Origin of the sequence: Bacillus sp. FSL K6-1338, assembly GCF_038006965.1 — a bacterium.
GTDB classification, from domain to species: domain Bacteria; phylum Bacillota; class Bacilli; order Bacillales; family Bacillaceae_G; genus Bacillus_A; species Bacillus_A thuringiensis_S.
The window spans coordinates 600706-626427 of sequence record NZ_JBBOWI010000001.1 but is presented as its reverse complement, the minus strand read 5'-3'; the positions used below and the strand labels follow the sequence as shown (position 1 = coordinate 626427).

Below are 25722 nucleotides of genomic sequence, written 5' to 3'. Positions count from 1 at the left end.
GTTCTCCCTCCTCGCGTTCTTTTTATTCTTCTTCGTTTACGTGCTCAAACGCTTGCTCGAAGATATGAATTACGTGCTGATCAGCTAACGAATAATAAACAACCTTTCCTTCTTTACGATTCTTTACAAGTTTCGCTTGCTTTAACACACGAAGCTGATGCGAAATAGATGATTGTGTCATTCCTAATAAATAAGCTAAATCACAAACGCACATCTCAGCTTCAAATAGCGCATGTAATATTCTCGTACGTGTACGGTCACCTAATACTTTAAATAGTTCTGCTACTTTACTTAAACTTTCATCAGTTGGAATTGTTTGTTTTACTTGCTCAACAACTTCTTCATGAATTATCGTTTGAGAACATGTCTCTTGTGGTGTTTCTACTTTATTTCCAGCCATTATAGCTCACCTCTTTAATTGAACATATGAACAATCATTCATATATTTTATACTCTTATTATATGAGCACCTGCTCATATGTGTCAATGAAATCTGAATTTTTTTATGAACATTTTAATAAGGCATATACATATTTTCCGCATCCTCTATATTCTCATACAAAAAAGGATGCACAAGTCGCACACCCCTTTTTTTCATATTCCGACATAAAAATTCAACAAAGTAATATATGTTCCCTTTATTTCAACAAAAGAAAAAGCCTTGCGCGCTCCCTAGACGCACAAGGCTTACTGTGTTATATCCCTTTAATTAGCTTGATCTAAATTATCCTGCGAACTGCTATCGTCTTTTAAATGACTATGTTTTTTCGAATAAACAAAGTATACAACTACTCCAATTGCTAACCAAATACCAAAGTATATCCATGTTGTTAACGGTAAATTTACCATTAAGAATAGACAACATGCAATTGAAATAATCGGTAAGATCGGTACAAGTGGTACCATAAATCCACGTTGTAATTTCGGATGCGTTTTACGAAGAATGATAACAGTTACACCAACCATGGCGAATGTTAATAACGCTCCAATATTCGCTAAATTCGACAATTCTTTTAAATCGATAAATCCAGCAATTAAAGCACTACCAATTCCTGTTAACCAAACTGAAAATGTTGGCGCTTCAGTCTTCTTGTTAATTTTCGCAAAAGATTTTGGTAATAAACCATCACGGCTCATTGCGAAGAATACACGTGTTGTCGCATAAATGTAAGCGAAAATTACAGCCATAATACCAATTACAGCTCCAATTGCAATTACACCAGCCACTTTATCTTGTCCTACAACTTCTAACACATACGCCATAGCTTCAGGTACATCTAATTCCTTATAAGAAACCATACCTGTCATAACGAGACAAACTACAACATAAATAATTGTACAAATAACTAACGAAGCAATAATACCAATTGGTAGATCACGTTGCGGATTTTTTACTTCTTCAGCAGAAGTTGCTAATGCATCAAATCCTAAGAAAGCAAAGAATACTGCTGCTCCCCCTGCGAACACTCCACTTAAACCGTAAGGTGCAAATGGTATCCAGTTTTCTGGTTTCACGTAGAATACACCAACTGCAATGAATAAAACAACAATACCAATTTTAATTAATACCATTATGTTATTCACACGCTTACTTTCTTTCGTACCTCGTGATAATAACCAAGTTATCACTAACGTAACAATAACTGCTGGTAAGTTTACCATACCACCTTGCGCTGGAATCGTTAGCAACGCTTTCGGAATTTCAAGTCCCAGCCCACTCACTAAATTATTGAAATAACCCGTCCATCCGCCAGCTACTGCGGCAGTCGTTACGACATATACGGATAACAATGTCCATCCCATTAAATGAGCAACAAACTCACCAATTGTTGCATACGAATATGTGTACACACTACCTGAAACAGGAAGTGTAGATGCAACTTCTGCATAACATAATGCTGCAAATCCACAAACAATTGCTGCAATCATAAATGAAAAAATAACTGCTGGACCAGCATCTCTTGCTGCTACTAATCCAGTTAATACTAGAACTCCTGTACCAATTATCGCACCAATCCCTAGCATTGTTAGGTCAAATGCCCCTAGCGTTTTCGTCAAAGTTTTACTTTTACTTTCCCCTAACAATTGCGTAACGGATTTCTTTTTAAATAGGTTGGCCACGATGTATGCCCCCTTTTGCCAAGAAGAGCTAAGAGATCTTCACTCTTAGCTCTTATCATGTTGTTTTATATATTGTTCGATTTTGTTTTGTATAATGCTTCTATTAGCAAGATACTGTCTTTGCTTCTAATAATTCTTTAGCACCTTTGTACTCTACACCGTGAGCTTCTGCAACTGCTTCGAATGTTACATAGCCATCTAATGTGTTAATACCTTTTAGTAATGCAGAGTTACCTAGGCAAGCTTCTTTGTAGCCTTTGTTAGCAATTTGTACTGCATATGGTACTGTTACGTTTGTTAATGCAAGAGTTGATGTACGTGGAACCGCACCTGGCATGTTTGCAACTGCATAATGAACAACGCCGTGTTTTTCGTAAGTTGGGTTATCATGAGTTGTAATACGGTCAGTTGTTTCGAAAATACCACCTTGGTCAATCGCGATATCTACAACAACAGAACCTGGTTCCATTGATTTAATCATTTCTTCTGTTACAAGTTTTGGAGCTTTTGCACCTGGGATTAATACTGCACCGATTACAAGATCAGACTCTTTAACAGCTTCTGCAATATTGTAAGGATTAGACATTAAAGTTTTTACTTGGTTTCCGAAAATGTCATCTAATTGACGAAGACGTTCTGCGCTTAAGTCGATGATTGTTACATCCGCACCTAGTCCAACTGCAATTTTAGCAGCATTTGTACCAGCTTGTCCACCACCGATGATTGTTACTTTACCACGTTTAACCCCTGGAACACCTGCAAGTAAGATACCTTTACCGCCTTTGTTTTTCTCAAGGAATTGTGCACCAATTTGTGCAGCCATACGACCAGCTACTTCACTCATAGGTGCAAGTAATGGTAATGAACGGTTTTCTAATTGTACTGTTTCATATGCGATAGAAACAACTTTTTTCTCGATTAAAGCTTTTGTTAATTCTGGCTCTGGAGCTAAGTGTAAGTATGTGAACAAGATTAAGCCTTCACTGAAGTGTTTGTATTCGCTTTCAATTGGTTCCTTAACTTTCATAACCATTTCCATGTTCCAAGCTTCTTCAGCTGTATCAACAATTTTTGCTCCCGCTTCAACATACTGAGCGTCTGTGAAACCAGATCCTAAACCTGCACCCTTTTGAATGAATACTTCGTGATTGTTACGAATTAAATGTACAACACCTGCTGGTGTCATTGCCACACGGTTTTCGTTGTTTTTAATTTCTGCTGGTACCCCATGCCCATCAAGCTAAAATTTTGAAGTGCCCCCAAGACGAAAATTTTATTGTTTTACCGTTATTTATGAGAATTCAACTCATTTTCTTCGTTTTGGGGAGCTACCAATTTCTTAAGTTAATGGATGTGGGGCGGTATCCCTACTATTTTAATATTTACCTATCCGATTAGAACGAGGTAATTATCGAGCGAACTTATTTTTTTGAAGGGAAATGGAAATTTTATGTTAAAATAAATATACAGATTGTGGAATGTTGTACTTGAACTGATGAAGAAGTTTAGTAGAACAAGATTTTTAATAAATTCAATAGACGGAAAATTTTAAACATATCAAATTCTAGGAGGGACAAATGGAAACAAAATTAGGTGTAAAAAGTGAAAACAAAATTAGTGATATAAAACCAATTACATTGTATCTTTTCGTATTTTACCTCGCTTGGACTTTTAAAGAATTATGGTTAGCAAAATATATTCATTTATTTGGCGATACTACTGCAGCTTTTTTGACTGCGTTAATTAAGATTTCCATTTGGATTGTTCCAACTTGGTTATACATAAAATATTATTTAAAGACTAATCCAATTGGCTACTTAAAAATAAATATCAATGTGAAAAAAGGATTATTTTTTGGGGTAGTTCTTTCATTGCTACTTGGTTTATATTTTGCCTTTGAAACCTATATGCTTAATAATCAAACATTTGACTTCACATTATCTTTCAACAACTATCTTAATGCTATTCTTTTAGTAGGAATTACAGAAGAGATTGTATTTAGAGGATTAATTCTGCAAGAGATTAGTAAAAGATTACCTTTTTGGAACGCCAATCTTATCACAGCTTTCTTATTTTTAGCAATACACTATCCAATCTGGATTTATAACGGGGATTTTTTAAATTTATGGAGTCAAATATATGTTTTTCTTCTTGGATTAATTTTTGGGTTTGTGTTTAAAAAGACAGGTTCGTTATGGTCGGTTGTTATATTGCATTCATTTCATAATTTTTTTGTTAGTATCACTTAAAACAAAAAATACATAATTTACTTTCCACAACTTAAGTGTGCATCTTGTTTAAAAATAAAATTAAACACACCGAAAACGCTTGGAGATTTCTCCAAGCGTTTTGATAGCATAGTTAAACCATTTATGTGGTTCAGCTCATCAAGAAAAAACGAATTTGTATCCATAAAACGAAAAAAACGCTATTCTTTTTGTAGAAATATACAGAAAGGATGGCGTTTTTTGTATGAATCTATCGATTCAAGATGAGTTTCATTTGTTTGCTGAAGAACTAGAGCGATATCTATCTCCACATATTCTTCAACAACTCGCACAAGAGGTAGGTTTTGTAAAACGTAAAAGTAAGTATGGTGCACGAGATTTGGCTGCCTTATGTATCTGGATTAGTCAACAGGTAGCAAGCGATTCTCTTACTCGATTATGTAGTCAGCTTTATGCAAATACAGCTACACTTATAAGTCCAGAAGGACTTAATCAACGTTTTAACCGATGTGCTGTTTTATTTCTACAACGTGTATTTTCCCTTTTAATCAAAAGCAAATTAAACGATTCGTCTCAAATCTCAAATCAATACACCTCTTATTTTCAACGTATACGTATTTTAGATGCTACTATTTTTCAAGTACCCAATCATTTAGCTTCTATTTATCCTGGTTCAGGAGGATGTGCACAGACAGCTGGTATTAAGATTCAACTAGAGTATGATTTACATAGTGGGAAATTCCTCAATTTTCAAATGGAACCAGGTAAAAATAATGATAAAACCTTTGGTACAGAATGTTTGGATACCTTACGACCAGGAGATTTATGTATCCGAGATTTAGGATACTTTTCTCTAAAAGATTTAGATCAGATGGATCAACGAGGGGTATTCTATGTTTCACGGTTGAAATTAAATAATAGAGTATATGTGAAAAATGAATCTCCAGAATTCTTTCGGGATGGGACAGTAAAAAAGCAATCTTTATATGCTTTACTTGACCTTGAACATGTCATGCATCAGATAAAACCAGGAGATACTTATGAAATTCAGAATGCCTATGTTGGACAACAAAAATTACCCTCACGGGTTGTAATATATAGACTCACATCAACTCAAGTTCATAAACGTAGGAAACAGCAAACTTATGTTGAAAAGAAAAAAGGGGTTACATACTCTGAAAAAAGTAAACGTTTAACAGAAATCAATGTTTATATTACCAACATCCCATGGGAAATTGTTCCGATGGAACATGTTCACGAGATTTACTCTCTACGTTGGCAAATAGAGATTGTATTTAAAACATGGAAATCTCTTTTTGGTATCAATCATTGTCACAATATTAAGCGAGAGCGTCTAGAATGTCATCTTTATGGACAGTTAATCGCTATTTTTCTTTGTTCTTCCACTATGTTCAAAATGCGACAGCTGTTACTACAGAAAAAACAAAAAGAATTAAGTGAATATAAAGCAATTTATATGATTCAAGATCATCTGTACTTAGTATATGAAGCTATACAACAAGACACTCAAGAAGTATCAAAAATTTTTCTTCGTCTGTTTGACCTCTTACAGAAAAACGGACGGAAATCCCATCGATATGAGAAAAAGACAGTTTTTGATATTTTAGGCGTTGTTTATCAGTGCACTATATCCAATATAAATAAAAAAATTGCATAACTTTTAAAAATAAACCTTATTAAGGTTTATTTGGAATGCGTATTTTTAAAAACAAATAAACAAAATATCAAGCATGTAGGCAACAAGAACGGAAGTTCATGGAATACCCAACCTTAGCTTGATGGGCATGTGCTGGTACCCCAATACGCATAATGAAATGCCCCCTTATAATTAACAGAAAAAAGAGATTCTTTTTTCTTTTTGTAATAATTAATAACTTATGTCCTTATTCTAGCATAACTTAAAAGTTATGAAAACGCTAACATACCATTTTCCTAAAGTTTTTATATTTAGAATAGTGTAAATATATAAAACATTGATTCTATTAGGGGTTTTGTGTCATTCCATTATCTTTCACTCTATTTTTATTATACTATTTCAAAATAAACAGCAATCATTTATTATTTGACAATAATGTAACAATGTAAGAAACCTAAGCGATAACGTATACATATACAGTTATTACTTTACTCAATACTTTAGAGATATATTCTTTTCACAAAAAAACAGCTGCTAGCATTTAGCTAGCAGCTGGGTAACTTATAAATAACTTAGAAAATAAATCATCTGTCGTTTCAGTAATTTTATCAAACAGATCACTTTCTTCCGCTTCTTGCTCTTTTAACATCTTAATTGTTTCACGTGCATCTTCAGGATAATCGGTTATGATACCATCTACGTTTAACTTATAATATGCCTTTAAATTTTCCATATCATTTACTGTCCATACGTAAATTGGTTTGTTTAACTTCCTTGCTTCTTTTACTAATTTCTTATTTAACATATATTCTTCTGCTACGTAAAAGTCAGCCTTCACATTCTTTAAGTTAGCTCTACTTGCATACAATATATACCCTACTTTTATATCTGGATTTGCACGTTTAAACTCTTTAATAAGTGGATAGTGTAACGTTTGAATTACACATTGCTTCTCAAATTCATTATCTTTAATCGTTTTTAAGACTTTGTTTACAAAATCTTTTTCGCCCCCATGAAGCTTCACTTCTATATTAAGTTTGATTTTGCCATTTGCTAGCTTAATGATTTCATCAAGTGTACTTATTTGTCCTGAAAGTCCATCTTGACTAAGGGTAAGCTGCCTTAACTCAGCCATCGTTAAATCTGACACATGCACATTGGCATTGGCAAGACGCTTCAGCTTCAAATCATGTATAACCGCTAGTTCACCGTCTTTCGTTTGTAATACATCTATTTCAGCGTAGTCTGCTTTTGCATCAATAGCACCTTGCACAGCTTCTTTCGTATTTTCTACGCCTTTTGATATATACCCGCGGTGCGCCATAATAATTGGTTCTTTATACGAATTTGAAATAAACGTTACAATGAAGGCAACAACCATTCCAGCAGTAATAATCCCCACAATATATACGCCAATAAATTTCCAACGATGTTTTTGGAAGAAACATTTATCTGCTTTCGTTTTCGAATAATCTAATCCTTCTTCTAATAAAACATCTTCAACCGGTACCTTTTGTAAGTATAATCGCGTAATCGCCATAATATAAAATGGCGTCACGATAAAACTAAATAAATACAATGTACTCGTTAAAAATACAGAAATCGTTGATTCTGCTAATAATGCAAATGTTCCTTTCGGATTTGTAAATTCATAAACACCCCATAGGCACAATAAATATATTCCCAAAAATACGACATATACAATTCCAATTGAAATAAAAAATCCTACTAAAAAGAGCAGTACTTTAAAAAAGCTTTCCTTTACTAAAGTTGCACTTTTACGTGCTGCCACGCGAAATGATTTTTGCTCTAAAACAACAATAGGTAGAACGAAAATCCATCGAAGATTTATATACGCGACTACAGCAAAGAACGTGTAATAACCAACTTGTCCCATCGTTGTCTTAAACAGTTCTCCTGTAATGAAGTTAGGAATTTGAATTTGCGGGATTAATGCCGTTTCATATCCCATATTTAAAAGAGGCAACAATACGACAGCATATAAAATAAATCCTGGTAAGCAATATGTGAAAAGAGTAGGTAAATACGTTACCGTTTTATATAAAATCGGACGTAATTTCACCTTCTGTCTTTTATGAGCGAAATACGAAATAATAATAAGCACCGCAAATTCTGTAAAGATAAGAAACAGTGCTAACAATGACAAAATTACGATTGCTAAGATGCCATAAGGCGTCTTTAAAAACGCTAATAATTCATCATTTGTCGCATTTGCATAACCACCAAAATACAATAATTTATTAAAAATGATTCCAAATAGTGGAACAAACACAATCGCTGCTAATAATTTATAAGCAAGTTGAAAAGTTAATACATTCCAAAAAGCAAATTTAACTGTTTGAAAGGAATGTCTCATTACTCCTGGTATAGATAGTTTTTTACGGTGTTGCATATACTCCTCCAAATTCTAAAACGGTATTTGAGATGGATTCCATATTTCCAGTTCTAATCCATCTTTTTAATAATAATATATTCCGCTTAACATGAACACTCTTATACATATAATGAAAAAAGTGATGGCTACTTCCCATCACTTTTTCATTTATTCTATTTTTTCTCTAGCCCTTGTCCAAATGCTTTCAAGAAGCTAAAACCGAATGTAATAGCTCTATTGATATCTGGATCTTTTAATACTTTAAAGAAATCAATCACTTTTGTTTTTTTACCACAATTTAATTCATCTGTTGCAAATTGCAATCCTGTAACTAAACTTGACGTAATTTGCTTCGTTATTTCTGGGTCAACTGAAGATAACGCTTCTCCTGCCCCCATCATATTATTTAACGCATTTTTAACGGGTTCACGATTTAATTGCTCCACAGCGATTTTTGAAACATCTTCCTTCGCAGCAAGTAAACTAATTGCCGCATCTAATATACCAGCCTTCTGCAACTGTGCTAAAAGCTGCATCGTTTCTTCTACTGCTTCACGATTATTAGATAGCTCATTTAGAAGTTCATCTGCTACTTGCTGTTTCTGTTCTTCCTCTGTTACAACTTTCTTTTTAATTACAGTAATTTCTTTCGCCACTATCTCCGCCCCCTAGTCCACAAGTGATACGTATTGTTTTCTTTGCCATTTTTGCTCGATTTCAACACCGTTTTGCGGATTACGCTTTTTATCTCTCGGGTTTGAAGATGGTAACGGACGATTCCCTTTTTCACGTAGTACACGCATCTTTACCATCGTTTGTTTGTACGCTGGTGTACATGTATAAAGATCTGTCGCCGTTCCAGTTAAAATATTGATTGCCTCTTCATTTACCGTTGCATGCATCGGTAAATATAGCTCTTTCCCCGTTACACGATCTGTAACAAGTGCCTGTACTTTAATTTTCCCAAATGGTGATGCTAATTCTACAAGACCACCATCTTTCACATTGCGCTCTAGGGCAAGTTCAGGCGAGATTTCAACGAACACTTCAGATACTTTAGATAAAATACCAGCCGATTTATTCGTCATATTCCCTTCATGGAAATGTTCTAACATACGACCATTATTTAAAAGTAAATCATACTCATCTGGTGCTACAACTGGTGGTACCCATTCATCTAATGATAGACGAGCTAGTTTATCCGGGAAGTTAAATCCGTCCACATATAATAGCGGTGTATCACTGCCATCATGGCTACCCCAACATAAACTATTCCATCCTTCTAAACGATCGTATGTTGCCTGAGAATATAAAGGTGCAAGCGATGCGATTTCATCCATGATTTCACTTGGACTTTCATAATTCCAGTCCCCGCCAAGTGCACGAGCTACTTTTTGTAAAATCCACCAGTCTGGCTTTGAATCACCAAGCGGCTTCAATACTTCATATAATCTTTGAATACGGCGCTCTGTATTCGTAAATGTTCCCTCTTTTTCTAAGCTTGGTGCTGCCGGTAAAATAACATCAGCAAAACGAGCTGTTTTCGATAAGAACATATCTTGAACAACAAGGAAATCTAAATTCGCTAAAATATGTTGTACATGGTTGGCATTCGAATCTACTAAAGCCATTTCTTCACCCATAACATACATACCACGCAGTTTCCCTTCATCTGCCGCCAGTAACATTGCAATATTATTTAAGCCTGGTGCTTTCGGAATTGTAGTACCGTATGCTTTTTCAAATTTCGCACGGAGCGCATCATCTGAAACTGCTTGGTAACCTGGAAGCCAGTTTGGTAATGTTGCCATATCACAAGCGCCTTGTACGTTATTATGTCCGCGTAATGGATATGCTCCTGCACCAGGACGACGATAGTTACCCGTAACAAGCAATAGATTTGAAATTGCTGCTGAAGTTGTACTTCCTCCAGTATTTTGAGTTACACCCATTCCCCAAAGTACACAAGTACCATCTGCTTCATATACCATACGAGCCATTTCTTTCAGATTTTCTTTCGAAATCCCCGTAATTTCTTCTGTATAATCAAGCGTATACTTTTCTACCATTTTGCTATATTCATCAAAATTCTTCACATTTTCAGCTATGAACTTTTTATCGTGCCAATCTTGATCAATAATATATTTCGTAATACCAGCGAGCCATACGTAATCAGTTCCTTGGCGCGGATGAATGAATAAATCCGCACGCTCTGCCATTTCATGTTTACGAAGGTCTGCCACAATTAATTTTTGGTCATGTAATTTATGAGCACGTTTTACACGCGTTGCAAGTACAGGATGTCCTTCTGTTGGATTTGCTCCAACGATAATGACAAGGCCTGCTTCCGCAATATCTTTCACTGTTCCAGCGTCCCCGCCCATACCGACAGTTTTAAATAAACCGTCTGTTGCTGGAGATTGACAATAACGGGAACAGTTGTCTACATTATTCGTTCCATATATTTGACGGGCTAGTTTTTGCATAAGATAATTTTCTTCATTCGTTACTTTCGAAGAAGAAATAAACCCAAATGCATCACTTCCATATTCTGATTTAATATGCTGCATATTGGATGCAACAACTTCCAGAGCCTCTTCCCATGAAGCTTCAACAAACATATCTCCTTGGCGAATTAATGGCTTTGTAATACGATCTTCACTGTTTACAAAATCCCATCCAAACTTGCCTTTTACACATGTGGAAATACCGTTAACCGGCGCATCTGAAACAGGCTGCACTTTCAAAATGTGGCGGTCTTTCGTCCATACTTCAAATGAACAACCTACACCACAAAATGTACAAACTGTTTTTGTTTTATTCACTTTCGTCTTACGCATCGCAGCCTCTACTTCTGAAACTGCTAAAATACTACTATATCCCGGCTCTACATCCTTTACAAAATCAATCATCGGATCTAACACATCCGGTTTCAATCCTGTCATGAATCCAGCTTCACCCAGCATTGTTTTTTCCATTAACGCATTACATGGGCATACTGTTACACACTGCCCACAACTTACACAAGATGAGTCATTTATACTTACACCATTGTCCCATATAACACGTGGACGGTCTAAGCTCCAATCAATCGATATAGTTTCATTCACTTGTAAGTTTTGACATACTTCTACACACTGCCCACAAGCAATACATTGATTTGGATCATATCGATAAAATGGATGTGACATATCCACTTCACACGCACTTACTTTTGGCTCATACGGATATTTCTGTTCCTCAATTCCCATCATATGTACTGTATTATGGACTTTACAGTTACCATTATTGTTATCACAAACGGTACAATACAATAGATGATTCTCTAATATTCGATCCATTGCCTCAGTCTGTGCCTCTTTTGCACGCTGGGACTGTCTTTCGATATGCATACCGTTCTCTAATTTCGTTGAACAAGCACGCAATAACTTTCCATTTACTTCTACAATACACGTATCACAAGTTTGAATTGGATCTACTTCTGGTACATGACAAATTTGAGGATGTTCCAAATTACTCTCGTTAAATAATTGTAGTATCGTCTTTTCACCTGATGCAGAAAATTCTTTACCATCGACGGTTACACGGACTGTCTGTTCTGCCATAGTTTCCCCTCTCCTTACAACCAACTGTACAACACAATTATGAATCCGTTTTCAAAATCGCATTACTGTACATATTTTTGAAACGCTCTACCCAAATACTTTCTTATGAAGTCGATTCTAGATGTTATAAGGTATAACTACGAAAGCTTGAAAATATCACTATTCTACAGTTCTATTATATCGTACATATACAATAATAACCAAAATAATCTGTGATCTTCTTGTTAATAGGTGTTTTTATTTTTTCCATTGTTTTATGATAAATGTGGGAGAGAAATACATATAAAAGGGGAATTAAATATGGGGCCTACGCAAGAGACTTATACAATTGTACGTTATCAATCTGGTACATTTTCAAAACAACTTGATGAGATTGTCACAGAATCTCCTATTACTATTAAATTGAATGGTGAAGAATATGTAACAGTCGTATGCACACCAAATTATATTGAAGATATGGTAATTGGTTTTTTAATTTCTGAGGGGATTATTTCTTCCTATAAAGATGTTGAAGAACTATGGGTTCAAAAAGATAACGGAATTGTCCATGTAAAATCATCAAAAGTGAATCCGCTCTATCAAACTTTATATAATAAACGATACATCACTTCTTGCTGCGGAAAAGGTAGACAAGGTTTTATTTTCGTAAACGACGCAGCAAAAGCAAAAGACTTACATGATATACATGTAAAAATTACTCCTGAAGAATGCTTTCATTTAATGAATACCTTGCAACAATCTTCTACTACATTTCGCCAAACTGGCGGTGTTCACAATACCGCGCTATGTGATCGAAACAATATCCTCCTATCAAGAATGGATATTGGAAGACATAATGCATTAGATAAAATATATGGTCATTGTTTGCGTAACGATATATCCATTAAAGGAAAAATCATCGCATTTAGCGGACGTATTTCATCCGAAATTTTACTCAAAGTTTCAAAAATCGGATGTGAAATTGTTCTATCTAAATCCGCTCCAACAAAACTGGCATTGCAACTTGCCCATGATTTAGGCATTACAGTCGTAGGGTTTATTAGAAATGAATCTTGTAATATTTACACACATCCAAAACGAATTGATGGCTATCAATCCAATGTTTAAAAAATAAATCCTCAATCGAGGATTTATTTTAGTTATAAAAATGTAACATATTAAACACTTGAATAGTTAACAAAGTTAATATATAATTTCATTACATAATTAAAACAAAACATTGTAGCATATATCTTTTCATTCTTTTACAAATTAAAAGAGAATACTAACAAAACATATACTCAATCTTATAAAAGTAATGGATTTATTTGAAATCCACCAGGGAGGTTACAACTATGGAAATTCGCTTATTAACAACAGAGGACGCAGAAATATATTTAAAAGTTTGTATGGAAGGTTTAACGAAGAATCCGGAAGCTTTTAGCTCTTCTTATGAAGATGTTTTGAAACATGAGGATCCTGTAGCTGCTATGGCTAAACGATTAAGCAATCCGGATAAGTATACTCTAGGTGTCTTCAAAGATAATGATTTAATTGGTATCGCTACTTTAGAAACAAAACCATTTATTAAACAAGAACATAAAGCAAAAATTGGCTCCGTTTTTGTTTCTCCAAAAGCACGTGGTCTCGGAGCAGGACGAGCTCTAATTAAAGCAATTATCGAAAATGCCGATAAATTACATGTAGAACAACTTATGCTCGATGTTGTAGTTGGTAACGCTGGTGCCAAAAAATTATATGAATCATTAGGTTTCCAAACTTACGGCGTACAAGAACGTTCATTAAAACATAACGGTCAATATTGGGACGAGGAACATATGGTTCTGTTCTTAAATGATTAATACTTCAATATAAAGTGAAACTTTACTAAGTGGGAGATTTTTCCATAACCCACTGAGTATTAGCTGAACCAATCGGGCTTTTACGGGGTAGTTTTCCAAAAACATCTTTCTTAATAAGAAAGATGTTTTTTTGCATTACAACAATGTAATCTTCATGTCACCTTTATCGATCGTACCAATCCTTACCATTCATTATACTAAAAATATAAAGTGAAACTTTAATTAGTAAAGCACCAATCACAAAATGAACGTATAGCATTCAATTGATATGTAGAGGAGAATGTGACATGAAACAAAACAAACGAGCTGTGCTTTTAATATGTACTACAGCAATTGTAACTTCTGGTTTAGCAATTTTACCTTGGTTTATCATATAGGAATACTCCCCTAATAATGAAAAAAGCTGATTGCTTCTTAAGAAGCAATCAGCTTTTTTATTTTATAAAATCCCTAAAATTTTATTTACGCAACTTATAATAATAACCATAGATACGGCAACACACATGACAACCGTATTACGATCTTGCTTTTCTTTTTTTGAAATTTCTTCTTTTGGATTCATGTGTATGATCTCCTTTTAAAAAAAGTGTGAGATAGGAAATTTTTCTTATCCGATGCGAGGTGAATACGAAAACCCTCTCTATCTCACATACACAATAGAATGGAATTGTCATTTTATAAATAAAATGACATGACGTTATGTCGCAACATAGGGTATTTTGTGTCGCTACGTTTTCTATTATAAAAAATAGTTGTGCAAAACTAGTGCATTTTTTATGTCAATTACTCTGAGCGAAAAAATCAGCCCTCCATTCAATCACATAAAAAGAGTTTTTATCCTTTTCGGCAAGAAGACTCCATCTGATTTGTGTTACGGGTGAAACCCAACAATTCAGGTGGAGATGAATTGCCGTCAGTCAATAAGGCTGAACTTTTTTGTTTCTTTTTGTCTTACGATACAATCTACTCTTAGATAAGGAGGGTATAGATCGTAAAACAACGAAATTGAATAATGATAATCATTCGGTTACTTGAGCCAAAAGGAATTACGATGAAGACTATATTCACATTTTGTTCCGTTTCATTTCAAATATTATCTTAGGGAAGAAATAATTTTAATGAACTCTCTGAGAAAGGTGGTGAAAACAATGGTTAAAAAGAAAGCAGTGAAAGTATTACGCAAACAAAAGAAAAGAGAAAACATGCAACGATTCACGCAGAAACAAAATATCGGACGAGCTAGTCTGACTGCAAAAGAATTCCGCTTACTGCAACGCATGTCACATAGTTCAAAAGCATTGCGAAATGTTGGATTGTACACGATGAAACAAAGTTATTTGAACCATAATAAAATGGCTACTGTAAAAGAAGTAGATACCGCCATGCAAGCCGATATGAACTACTGGGGCGTGCAATCAAACTCTGTGCAGGCTATTCGTAGAGCCTTATATGCAGAAGTGAAGAGCTTTTTTAAGGCATTGGAAACGTGGAAGAAAAATCCTGAAGCATTCACAGGGCGTCCTAATTTTCCGAATTATTCTCATTCAACTGACAAACGAATCATTGAAATCTATCAAGTGCCAAAAGTGGATGATAACGGGTATTGGCTGATTCCGATGAGTGTTGCATTCAGAAAAAAATTCGGTTCCATTAAAATACGTATGCCGAAAAACTTAAGACATAAAAAAATCTCCTACATTGAGCTTGTACCGAAGCAAAAAGGTCGGTTCTTTGAGGTGCATTACACATATGAGATGCACGTTTCTCAAATGAAGAAAACATCCACGACTACGAATAACGCTTTGAGTTGCGATTTAGGTGTAGACAGATTAGTAAGTTGCGTAACCAATACAGGTGATACATTTTTAATTGATGGTAAAAAACTAAAAGCCATTAACCAATACTTCAATAAAATGATACGTAGTCTGCAACAGAAAAATGTTGAAAACGGAATTTCAAAACGAGTTGTAACGAACAAAATGGCTGCACTTTGGCATAAACGGGAAAGGCAAATAAATGGTTACATTTCACAAACTGTAGGCTTGTTGTTTAAAAAAGTGAAAGAATGTAGTGTAGATACGGTTGTAGTAGGTTATAACGCTGGTTGGAAACAAAAATCAGATCTGGGAAAAAAGAATAATCAACAATTTGTTCAAATCCCGTTTCATAAACTGATTGCGGCAATTGAGAATAAATGTATAAAAGAAGGCATCCGGTTTTTCAAACAAGAAGAAAGCTATACTTCAAAAGCTAGTTTTCTTGATAAAGATCCGGTTCCAGTTTGGACTAAGGATGATAGGACACACTATCACTTTAGTGGCAAACGAATGACTCGTGGTCTGTACCAAAGTAAAGCAGGAACATGTATCCACGCTGATATTAATGGTGCGCTGAATACATTGCATAAATCAAAAGTGGTAGTATTGAAAGAGAATCTTAAAGTGAAAACGCCGATTCTATTAGAAGTGCAAAAACGTAAGGCTGTTGCTTCGCGCATAGCTTAGTGGGTGCGTCAACCATCCATATGTACTCGACTTGTCGGGGCTTGTAGCACACGCCAGATTCATCTGAGTGGTGGCTTCTTCTACAAGGGAGAATTGCTCTTTTTCGAAAGGGTGGTGCAAGTGGGAAAACAATCATTCGTTGCCAGTACCAACCAAAAACATACTTGGGGTGTTACCATAAGGTGGCATGAATGCTAGAGCGTCAAACTGTCTAGCGATGGACGAAAAGACCTAGCGTTCAAACTCAAGCCCCCACTGAAACGATTCATTTCAGTGGGGGTAGTTGACTATTTTCATGTAAACTATACAAGTAGAATGAACAGTTTGGGGTGCACAAGATTATGGTAAAAATTTTATTAGTAGACGATGAAGAACGTATGTTACGATTATTAGATCTGTTCTTAAGCCCTCGCGGCTATTTTTGTATGAAAGCTACCTCTGGCCTTGAAGCACTAAAATTAATCGAACAAAAAGAATTCGATATTATTTTATTAGATGTTATGATGCCAAGTATGGATGGATGGGATACTTGCTATCAAATTCGTCAAATTTCCAACGTTCCTATCATTATGTTAACAGCTCGCAACCAAAACTACGATATGGTGAAAGGCCTCACGATGGGCGCAGATGATTATATTACAAAACCATTTGATGAGCATGTATTAGTCGCACGAATCGAGGCTATATTACGCCGTACAAAGAAAGATGGCTTTGTTAGTTTCAATGGTATTGAGTGGGATAAAACGAAACATACTGTCACAGTTTATGATGAAAAAATCTCATTAACTCCTATCGAATTTTCGTTACTCGGATTATTTTTGCAAAATACAAACCGTGCTTATAGCCGAGATGATTTAATCGAAAAAATTTGGGGCTATGAAACAGATATCGAATATAGAACAATTGATTCACACATTCGTAATATCCGTGATAAACTACGCAAACAAGGATTTCCAATTGAAGATTACCTAGAAACGGTCTATAAAGTCGGATATAAATGGAAAAGTGAATAATTACTTCGGTCAGTGGGAAATCGTATACCACTGACTCTTTATTATGAATAAGGTATGGTGAAAAAATGAGTAAACTTTCCCTTAAAATTGGGACATACTTTTTAATATTAGCTTTATGTATTGAAACAATTGCTTTCGTATCTTTTTATAAAAGCCTTTCAAAAATGCGTATTGTAGAGGAAACAGATGCTCTTTTAGAGAAAGGTAATCGCTATAGTAAAAAAATTAAAAGCCGCGAGAGACGGGATGAATATTATAAAGAAATGAAACACGCTGAACATAATAAAAATCCTAAACGTCCTGTGTATCCTGAGTTCGATATTACGAATGAGGCTGCACACTTAGTTGAATCGGAATCAATTTCTAACTCCGATATAGCTATCATTATTACTGACCATAACGGCAAAATTATTTCCACCTCAGAACCCGTAACAAAAGATATGCAAAAACAACTTACTTGTAAAACAGAAACTGTCCCAGACGGCGGATTGGTCGTTGAAAGAAACTGGAAAAAATCAAAGTTCATCACAACAGTAAGCCCACTTAACACAACAAAGTTTCAAGGAAAGCTATATATGCTATTAAAAACATCTTTCCTAGAAAATATGTTACTTAAACTCATGAACCAATTTCTTATCATTAGCGTTTTAACAATTATTTTAACAACAATTTCTGTCTTTGTTTTTTCACGCGTTATTACAGAACCACTTGTAAAAATGAAGAGAGCGACAGAAAAAATGTCAAAATTAAATAAACCAATTCAATTAGGTATTAAACGGAATGATGAACTCGGAAGTTTAGCAAAAACAATTGAAGATTTATCGAGTGAACTTACGTATATGAAAAAAGAGCGCAATGAATTTCTCGCTAGTGTCGCTCATGAACTATTAACTCCATTGACCTATATGAAGGGTTATGCAAAGGTAGCAAAGAGAGACTCTTTAACAAAAGAGGAGCGAGAAGAATACTTACAAATCATTGAGGATGAAACGGATAGTGTAACCGATCTCGTCCAAGATTTATTTATGCTTGTACAATTAGAACAACACCAATTTGTTATAAAAAAACAAAAAGTGCTTCTTCAGCCATTTTTAGAACGAATGGTTGAAAAAACAAAAACAACATTAACGAATAAGCAAATGCAACTTCATGTATATTGCAAAGATGATTTAGAAGTTTGTATAGACGAAAGACGTATGGAACAAGTTATGTTAAATTTATTACACAACGCTTATCAACATTCGCCAGAAAACACATCTATTACGATACGTGTACTCATGGAAACAGATTCTTTTACAATAAGTGTACAAGATGAAGGTGAAGGTATTCCTGAAGAAGATATCCCGCATATTTTTGACCGCTTTTATCGTGTCGATAAATCTAGAACACGAGCTACAGGCGGAAAAGGTATCGGGCTAGCTGTTGCAAAGGAAATTGTAGAATTGCATAACGGTTCTATTCTAGTAACAAGCCAATTAGGAGCGGGAACAAACTTTATAATCGAGCTACCTTTTGAATAATATGCGTGTGAAAACACCAGTAGTAGTAAACACTACTGGTGTTATTTTGTTCATAAAAACAGCTCATATAAGCTAAGCTTTTGAAATTATTCTTATTTCAATATAAAATAAAGGTACATTTGCAAAGATTTGGAGGGTGATATAATTGGATATCCATGTATTAACAAAAGACGAAGCAGAAATTTACTTAGAACTTCGCGTAGAAGGATTAAAACAAAACCCTGAAGCATTCAGCTCTTCTTATGAAGATATTATTAATAAAGAGTGTGCGATTGAATATAAAGCACAAAAATTAGCACAAGATGAAAACTATACGCTAGGTGCATTTAAAGATGGAAAATTAATCGGGGTTGCAACACTGGAAACGAAACCATATGTAAAACAAGAACATAAAGCTAAAATCGGTTCTGTATATGTATCTCCAAAAGCACGTGGACTTGGAGCAGGAAAAGCACTTATTAAAGAATGTCTTGAGCTTGCTAAATCTTTAGAAGTAGAACAAGTTATGCTTGATGTTGTTGTTGGCAACGATGGAGCGAAAAAACTTTATGAATCATTAGGTTTTAAAACATTCGGTGTACAAGAACGTTCATTAAAATATAACGGACAATATTGGGACGAAGAGCATATGGTCTTATTCTTAGATGAAAATAAATAATAAAAAACATCCTCATGTTTGGAGGATGTTTTTTACTTTCTGGTAAACCATGCCGTGTGTAATAATTGAATCGCTTTCGCAATTTCTTCCTCTGATAATATCGCAAACCCAAGTAAAACTACACTCTCAGGCGCCGTACCGTCTTTATAGTACGTAGACACAGGATATATTTTGATACTATGTTTCGCAGCTTCTTGAATTAATTCTTCTTCCCGCATTCCGTTATGCACTTTTAATAAAATGTGTAATCCCGAATCTTCTCCTATCACTTCAACACGATTAGAGAAATACTTCTCTATTTCAAAAACAAGTCGATCTCTCTTCTTTCGGTAGACGACACGCATTTTATGAATATGTTTTTCCCAATAGCCTTCATTTAAAAATCTTCTAATCACTTCTTGGTCCATTCTTGAAACACTTTGTGTATAAAATAAATATTGCTGTTGATACTTTTTAATTAATTTCTTCGGCAACACCATATAGCTCATCCGTAGCGATGGCAATAATGCTTTAGATAGCGTCCCCATATAAATAACTTTCCCCTCTGTATCTAACCCTTGTAGCGCCGGTATAGGCTTTCCAGAATAGCGAAATTCACTATCATAATCATCTTCAATCATATACCTGCCCTCTTCTTTCTTTGCCCATTGTAAGAGCTGCATCCTTCTCGTAATAGGCATAATCATTCCATATGGAAACTGATGGGAAGGTGTAACAAATACAACATTCGCATTGCTATTTTCTAAATCTGCAATACAAATTCCATCTCTATCTAAAGATAACATTTGGACTCTTGCTTCTCCCTGTTCAAAAACAACCATCTTCCTATGATACCCTGGGTTTTCAACTGCATAATTGCTTCCCTTTAACAATTGAAACAATAGTTTCACTAATATTTGTGTTCCCGCTCCTAATACAATTTGACTAGCTGAACAACGCACACCTCTAGATTCATACAAATAATTCGTAATCTCTTCTCTTAAGCTCGCTTCCCCTTGAGGGTGTCCTAGAAAGAGAAGTTCGTTATTATGCGGCTGCCATACTTCATTTACAATTTTCCGATACATATTGAATGGAAAAGCATTTGTATCAATTCCTGTTTGTGTAAAGTCAAATTTATAACTCTTCTCCTGAAACGGTACTTCTTCTATTCTCTCTCCGCAATCCTCTACATGAACCATTTGCTCAATCTTGCATACAAAATAACCTTTTCTCGATATCGACTCAATATAACCTTCTGCAAGTAATTGTTCGTACGCTGCCTCTACTGTATTTTTACTTACTTGTAAATGTATCGCTAACTTTCGCTTAGCTGGTAATTTCGTAAAAGGTACAATCGATCCATCTTTAATTTCTTTTTTTATATACTCATACAATTGCACATATAATGCCTTTTTACTATTCACATTTAAATTAGGCGTTAATTCTAACATAATATCTGACCCCTTAATAAAACTAAAATCTGATACTTTTTACAGTACCAGAAGTTATATATAATTCCTTTTATCATGTCACACATAAAAAATCAAATACCGGAGAGGAGAAACATGATAATGAACAATGGTAGACGTATCGGACTTATTATGATTATTACAGGGGCTACATTATGGGGATTATCTGGTCCAATGATTCAGTGGCTATTTCAGCATACTAATGTATCCTCAATTGATTTTTTAACAATTCGCTTGTTGCTTGCAGGAATATTTATTTTGTCTTTCTTACTTACAAAGAAACAAAACATATTTCAAATTTGGAAACACCCTAGATATTCTATACAACTTATTATTTTCTCTATTCTCGGCATGCTCGGTGCACAATACGCCTTTATCGAAACGGTTCATATTAGTAACGCGGTCACAGCAACGCTATTTCAATTTCTAGGTCCTGTTCTTATTACCATGTATGTTGCATTTGAACAAAGAAAATTCCCTGCTTCTATGCAACTATTCGCAATTATAACTGCGCTAACAGGGACATACTTCATTATTACAAATGGCTCAATTGAAAATGTTGTTTTATCTAAAGAAGCTATTATTTTTGGACTATTAACAGCAATCGGATTTGCATTTTATACCCTCCATCCAGCTTCGCTTATTAAAGCATGCGGAACAACCATAGTAATTGGCTGGGGGATGTTAATCGGCGGCATCGCCCTGCTTATTTGTAATAGTTCGTTTGGATGGACTCAGCTTTCACAAACCTTTACACCAAAAACTTTTTCTATGCTTATTCTTATCATTATAAGCGGTACTCTTTCTTTCCTTCTTTATATCGGTAGTCTGAAATATTTAGCCGCAACAGAAACAAGCATTTTATCTAGCATTGAACCCCTTGTAGCTGCCATCGTTTCAATCACTTGGCTAAATGAATCTTTTGGAACATATCAATTATTAGGCGGCGTATGTATCGTTCTGTCCGTTATTTTTTTGACGATGCCTCAAAAAGAAACCGAACCAACCTATACAACGGAACAAATATAAGGTGAAACTTTAATCAGTGTGGGTTTGTTCATCCCCCCCACAGATTATTAACCTACACCAATCGGGCTTTTACGGGATAAAAAATGTCAAAAGAGGTCGTACAAAACTTACGACCTCTTTTTATAATTTAAAGGAATTGTCCCGCCTTCTAGCAAATACAATTACACTAACAATAAAAACTAGGAGTGTGGCACCATGAAAAAAATCGGAATTATGCTACTTCTCTCCTTCCTCATCACTGGATGCACACAAGCACAACTTGATTCAAAAGTACCTAAAACAGAAGCTGTCACAACATCATCCACTCAAGTGAACGCACCTTCCTTCTTTCACCTTAGTGTTTTAAAAGATGTAAATTGGGAAGAGGCACCCTCATTCATAGACGGAAAAATACCTTTAAAAGGCATCGAAAAAAAAATCGCAATGGCTGATAGTCCTATTATCGCAAATGAACAAAATGAAATAATGTGGTACTTTCTAGATTCTGAAATACCAACTGGAAAATTGTCTATTATTGCGCTAAAACAAGGATCTGTAACTCCAACACCAGTACTCTTTCAAAAAGAAACTTCCAAACAAACTTGGACTACTTCAAATACAATCGATTCTACTACAAGCGAACTCCCTCTCGCTATGTCACTACCTTCATCTGGATTATGGTTATTAAATATATATGTGAATGAAAAATATTATGATCAGTTTGTAATCACCGCTGAGTAAAGTGACAAAAATAAACCACTTTCTTACAACAATGTAATTTCTACGTCATGTACTTCGATAGTTGAATTATCTCTCTTCTCTTATACTTAAAGTAAGAAATGAAACGAGGAGAGATGAGAGATGAAAAAAATGATAGAAGTGATCGTAGCAGTAACTGAGGTTTTAGTAAATGGTAAACAAGTTGCAATGGAATTAAATAAATAGTGAAGAAACATAAATAATTCTACACTTCTTCATTATTTTGATTTCTTATCTCAAAAAAGCAGTGCCTTTTTAGGCACTGCTTTTAGCTATTAATAACTTGTTATTTTCGTAATTTGCGCCACGCCTGAATCAATAGCTGCTTTCGCTACTGCTTCTGCAACACTTGGAACAACTCTTTTATCTAATGGATTCGGGATTACATAATTCGCATTACGTTCTTCGTCCGTAATGATGTTAGCGATCCCATATGCTGCCGCTAATTTCATCTCTTCTGTAATATCAGTCGCGCGCACATCTAACGCACCGCGGAATATTCCGGGAAACGCCAATACATTATTTACTTGATTCGCATAATCCGAGCGCCCAGTTCCTACTACAGCTGCCCCAGCCTCTAATGCATCCTCAGGGAAGATTTCTGGAATTGGATTCGCCATTGCAAACACAATTGCTTTCTCATTCATCGTCTGTACAAGTTCTTTCGTTAATACGTTAGGAGCAGATACGCCAATAAAAATATCAGCTTGGTGAATCGCTTCTTTTAACGTTCCACGCACATGTTCACGATTTGTCTTTTTTGAAACTTCAATTTGCGCTTCGTTCATCCATGTTTCACCTTCACAAACAATACCTTCTAAGCTAACTAATGTAATGTACTTTGCACCAGCCTTTAATAATAATTTTCCAATTGCAATTCCTGCCGAACCCGCACCGTTAATAACGATTTTTACATTATCCATTTGTTTGCTAACAACTTTTAATGCATTAATAACAGCTGCTAAAACGACAATAGCTGTTCCATGTTGATCATCATGGAATATAGGAATATTCGTTTCTTCTTTTAATCGTTTTTCAATTTCAAAACAACGTGGTGCTGCAATATCTTCTAAATTAATCCCTGCAAATGTAGGCTCTAAATTTTTTACAAGGGTAACGATTTCATCTACATCCGTTGTGCCTAAACATAATGGGAAAGCATCTACATTCGCAAACTTCTTAAACAAAATACTTTTTCCTTCCATAACAGGCATAGCCGCTTTTGGTCCAATGTTTCCTAAACCAAGTACCGCTGTTCCATCTGAGACAACCGCCACCATATTACCACGTGCTGTATAGTCATACACCGTTTCTTCATCTGCCGCAATTGCTTTACAAGACTCAGCTACACCTGGTGTATACGTCAGGCTTAAATCATCCGCTGAATTTACCTCCACTTTACTTGTAATTTCAATTTTCCCTACTAACTCTTTATGCAATAACAATGATCTTTCATTAATTTGATTTGCTAACATACTTATAATCTCCCCTTAATTTGACAAGCTAGCTATATGAATATAGCTAGCTTGTTTAATCATGAAAACATCTTTAATAATATTGTCGCTGTTACAACCATTGCTGCCCCGCCTAAACGAGTAGAAATTTGCGCGAACGGCATTAATTCCATACGATTTGAAGCCGATAAAATAGCGACATCTCCAGTTCCACCTAAACCGCTATGACATCCAGTTACAATCGCTGATTCAACTGGATACATTTTCATCACTTTCCCTACAAGAAAACCTGATGCTACCATTGTAAGAACAACCGATGCACACACAACAACATATCCTACTGAAAGAACTGCTGCTACGTCTTTTAACGGAATATATAGCAATCCTAATCCAACCATTAAAGGCCAAGTTAAATTTTTTGAAATAAATTTATATAAATGGAATGCTCCTTGCTCCATTTTCGCTGGCATTAATTTAAAGTATTTCACAAGTGCTGCTGAGAAAATCATAATGATTGCCCCAGGAATACCGATGAACTTAGAAGCAAATCCTCCGAAGATGAAGAACGTGCACGCAATTAATAAACCTGCTCCCATTAATGAGAAGTCAATTGGCTTCTCTGTATTTTGTTCTTTTAATAATTCTGCTTGATTGTCTGTTTTCACTAATACACCGTTACCACTAAGCTCTGGTTTCTTCTCACCTAAACGCTTCATATACCCTGCACTCACGATTGCGAACATATTTCCAATAATAGCTGCTGGAATAAGCTGCGATACAAATGTTGCTGATGATTCATTTAAAATGTCACTATAAGCTAGCGACAATGGTAAAATTCCTTCCCCGATACCACCACTCACAATTGGTACGATGATAAAGAAGAATGTCTGCTTCATTTCAAATCCAAATAGTGAACCGACCAATAATCCTACTGCTACAGAAGCTAACGTCCCTACTACTAAAGGAATAAACATACGAACGAAACCTTGTACTAACACTTTACGGTTCATTCCTAAAATACTTCCGACTACTAAACAAGAAATATATAGATATAAAAAGTTCGATTTTTTCATTAACATTGTCGCAGCTTCCATTGAAGCTGGATTCATCCAGTTAAAAAATACAAGTAATGATGGAATAAATAACGAAAGTATTGCTGGACCGCCGATATTTTTTAAAATTGGAATTCTCATCCCAATATCGCCTAAGAAAATCCCCATGATCATAATAACTGCAAATCCACCAATCATATCTGCTGGCAATTTATTATATACAGATGCCCCATAAATAATAGCAGCCAATACTACATATAACGGTAAAGGTATAACACCGATTTTTACATTCATAATTTTAGAAGCGAAAGATTCTCTTTGTACTTCATTTCCTTCAGAAAATGATACCGCTTCCACATTCTTTTGAATTCCCATATGGCACCCCCTCGTTTTCTTAATAACAATATTAAAACGCTTTCAATAGTAAAAATAGTTTTTGTAAGTTTTGTAATTGAT

The 25722-nt window shown here is 35.1% G+C and carries 19 protein-coding genes and 1 pseudogene; 10 read left to right on the top strand and 10 right to left on the bottom strand.

All coding sequences use genetic code 11. The features are described from left to right. Positions 1–22 precede the first annotated feature (22 nt). The 3 genes and pseudogenes from NZ044_RS03285 to ald all read right to left on the bottom strand — a co-directional run. Positions 23–400 carry an ArsR/SmtB family transcription factor gene (locus NZ044_RS03285; RefSeq protein ID WP_000918378.1) on the bottom strand — a complete coding sequence of 126 codons (378 nt, stop codon included), beginning with the start codon at positions 398–400 and terminating at the stop codon, positions 23–25. A gap of 305 nt (positions 401–705) precedes the next feature. Beyond that, a complete protein-coding gene (locus tag NZ044_RS03280) occupies positions 706–2121 on the bottom strand; it encodes an amino acid permease (protein WP_001284899.1) in 1416 nt (471 codons plus the stop codon). A gap of 103 nt (positions 2122–2224) precedes the next feature. Next, positions 2225–3349: pseudogene (gene ald / locus NZ044_RS03275) on the bottom strand (alanine dehydrogenase); the annotation flags it as partial. A 349-nt stretch (positions 3350–3698) separates the two neighbouring features. Here ald and NZ044_RS03270 point away from each other — a divergent pair. Both NZ044_RS03270 and NZ044_RS03265 read left to right on the top strand, forming a co-directional pair. Further along, the gene (locus NZ044_RS03270; protein ID WP_000448501.1) at positions 3699–4370 is read left to right on the top strand and encodes a CPBP family intramembrane glutamic endopeptidase; all 672 of its coding nucleotides are present in this window, start codon (positions 3699–3701) and stop codon (positions 4368–4370) included. A gap of 223 nt (positions 4371–4593) precedes the next feature. After that, positions 4594–6027 carry an IS4 family transposase gene (locus tag NZ044_RS03265; RefSeq protein WP_097946452.1) on the top strand — a complete coding sequence of 478 codons (1434 nt, stop codon included), beginning with the start codon at positions 4594–4596 and terminating at the stop codon, positions 6025–6027. A 520-nt stretch (positions 6028–6547) separates the two neighbouring features. Here NZ044_RS03265 and NZ044_RS03260 read toward each other — a convergent pair. From NZ044_RS03260 to fdhF, 3 genes are all read right to left on the bottom strand, one after another. Next, positions 6548–8419: a glycerophosphodiester phosphodiesterase gene (locus tag NZ044_RS03260; RefSeq protein WP_001164710.1), complete on the bottom strand. Its 1872-nt coding sequence runs from the start codon at positions 8417–8419 to the stop codon at positions 6548–6550. Positions 8420–8574: 155 nt separating this feature from the next. Further along, complete coding sequence (locus NZ044_RS03255) at positions 8575–9057, bottom strand: DUF1641 domain-containing protein (protein WP_001040537.1); 483 nt, start codon at positions 9055–9057, stop codon at positions 8575–8577. A 12-nt stretch (positions 9058–9069) separates the two neighbouring features. Then, entirely contained in the window at positions 9070–12006 is a 2937-nt protein-coding gene (gene fdhF, locus NZ044_RS03250; protein WP_000840671.1) for a formate dehydrogenase subunit alpha, read from the bottom strand. Positions 12007–12306: 300 nt separating this feature from the next. Here fdhF and fdhD point away from each other — a divergent pair, with 300 nt between their 5' ends. Together fdhD and NZ044_RS03240 are read left to right on the top strand one after the other, a co-directional pair. Next, on the top strand, positions 12307–13113 hold the full coding sequence (gene fdhD / locus NZ044_RS03245) for a formate dehydrogenase accessory sulfurtransferase FdhD (RefSeq protein ID WP_000529230.1): 807 nt from the start codon (positions 12307–12309) through the stop codon (positions 13111–13113). 227 nt (positions 13114–13340) lie between these two features. After that, positions 13341–13847, top strand: a complete 507-nt coding sequence (locus tag NZ044_RS03240; RefSeq protein WP_000405874.1) for a GNAT family N-acetyltransferase — start codon at positions 13341–13343, stop codon at positions 13845–13847. Positions 13848–14286: 439 nt separating this feature from the next. Here the strand turns inward: NZ044_RS03240 and NZ044_RS03235 are convergent, their stop codons facing one another. Continuing rightward, positions 14287–14409: a hypothetical protein gene (locus NZ044_RS03235; protein WP_001068392.1), complete on the bottom strand. Its 123-nt coding sequence runs from the start codon at positions 14407–14409 to the stop codon at positions 14287–14289. A gap of 586 nt (positions 14410–14995) precedes the next feature. On the opposite strand from NZ044_RS03235, the gene NZ044_RS03230 reads away from it, so the two are divergent. The 4 genes from NZ044_RS03230 (at position 14996) to NZ044_RS03215 (ending at position 19542) form a co-directional block, all read left to right on the top strand. Beyond that, positions 14996–16351: an RNA-guided endonuclease TnpB family protein gene (locus NZ044_RS03230; RefSeq protein WP_063674885.1), complete on the top strand. Its 1356-nt coding sequence runs from the start codon at positions 14996–14998 to the stop codon at positions 16349–16351. A gap of 341 nt (positions 16352–16692) precedes the next feature. Further along, positions 16693–17364, top strand: coding sequence for a response regulator transcription factor (locus NZ044_RS03225; protein ID WP_118961713.1), 672 nt, complete (start codon positions 16693–16695; stop codon positions 17362–17364). 65 nt (positions 17365–17429) lie between these two features. Continuing rightward, complete coding sequence (locus NZ044_RS03220; protein ID WP_000041024.1) at positions 17430–18884, top strand: HAMP domain-containing sensor histidine kinase; 1455 nt, start codon at positions 17430–17432, stop codon at positions 18882–18884. A 145-nt stretch (positions 18885–19029) separates the two neighbouring features. Further along, positions 19030–19542, top strand: a complete 513-nt coding sequence (locus NZ044_RS03215) for a GNAT family N-acetyltransferase (RefSeq protein WP_000351212.1) — start codon at positions 19030–19032, stop codon at positions 19540–19542. A 32-nt stretch (positions 19543–19574) separates the two neighbouring features. Here the strand turns inward: NZ044_RS03215 and pdxR are convergent, their stop codons facing one another. Next, a complete protein-coding gene (gene pdxR, locus NZ044_RS03210) occupies positions 19575–20975 on the bottom strand; it encodes a MocR-like pyridoxine biosynthesis transcription factor PdxR (RefSeq protein ID WP_000891922.1) in 1401 nt (466 codons plus the stop codon). A gap of 120 nt (positions 20976–21095) precedes the next feature. Here pdxR and NZ044_RS03205 point away from each other — a divergent pair, with 120 nt between their 5' ends. Both NZ044_RS03205 and NZ044_RS03200 read left to right on the top strand, forming a co-directional pair. After that, positions 21096–22022: a DMT family transporter gene (locus tag NZ044_RS03205; RefSeq protein ID WP_044783796.1), complete on the top strand. Its 927-nt coding sequence runs from the start codon at positions 21096–21098 to the stop codon at positions 22020–22022. Positions 22023–22217: 195 nt separating this feature from the next. After that, positions 22218–22742: a DUF4871 domain-containing protein gene (locus NZ044_RS03200; protein ID WP_098425346.1), complete on the top strand. Its 525-nt coding sequence runs from the start codon at positions 22218–22220 to the stop codon at positions 22740–22742. Positions 22743–23035: 293 nt separating this feature from the next. On the opposite strand, the gene NZ044_RS03195 is transcribed toward NZ044_RS03200, so the two are convergent. Together NZ044_RS03195 and NZ044_RS03190 are read right to left on the bottom strand one after the other, a co-directional pair. Next, positions 23036–24235: an NAD(P)-dependent malic enzyme gene (locus tag NZ044_RS03195; protein ID WP_000880775.1), complete on the bottom strand. Its 1200-nt coding sequence runs from the start codon at positions 24233–24235 to the stop codon at positions 23036–23038. A 59-nt stretch (positions 24236–24294) separates the two neighbouring features. Beyond that, entirely contained in the window at positions 24295–25641 is a 1347-nt protein-coding gene (locus NZ044_RS03190) for a 2-hydroxycarboxylate transporter family protein (RefSeq protein ID WP_000512725.1), read from the bottom strand. Positions 25642–25722 lie beyond the last annotated feature (81 nt).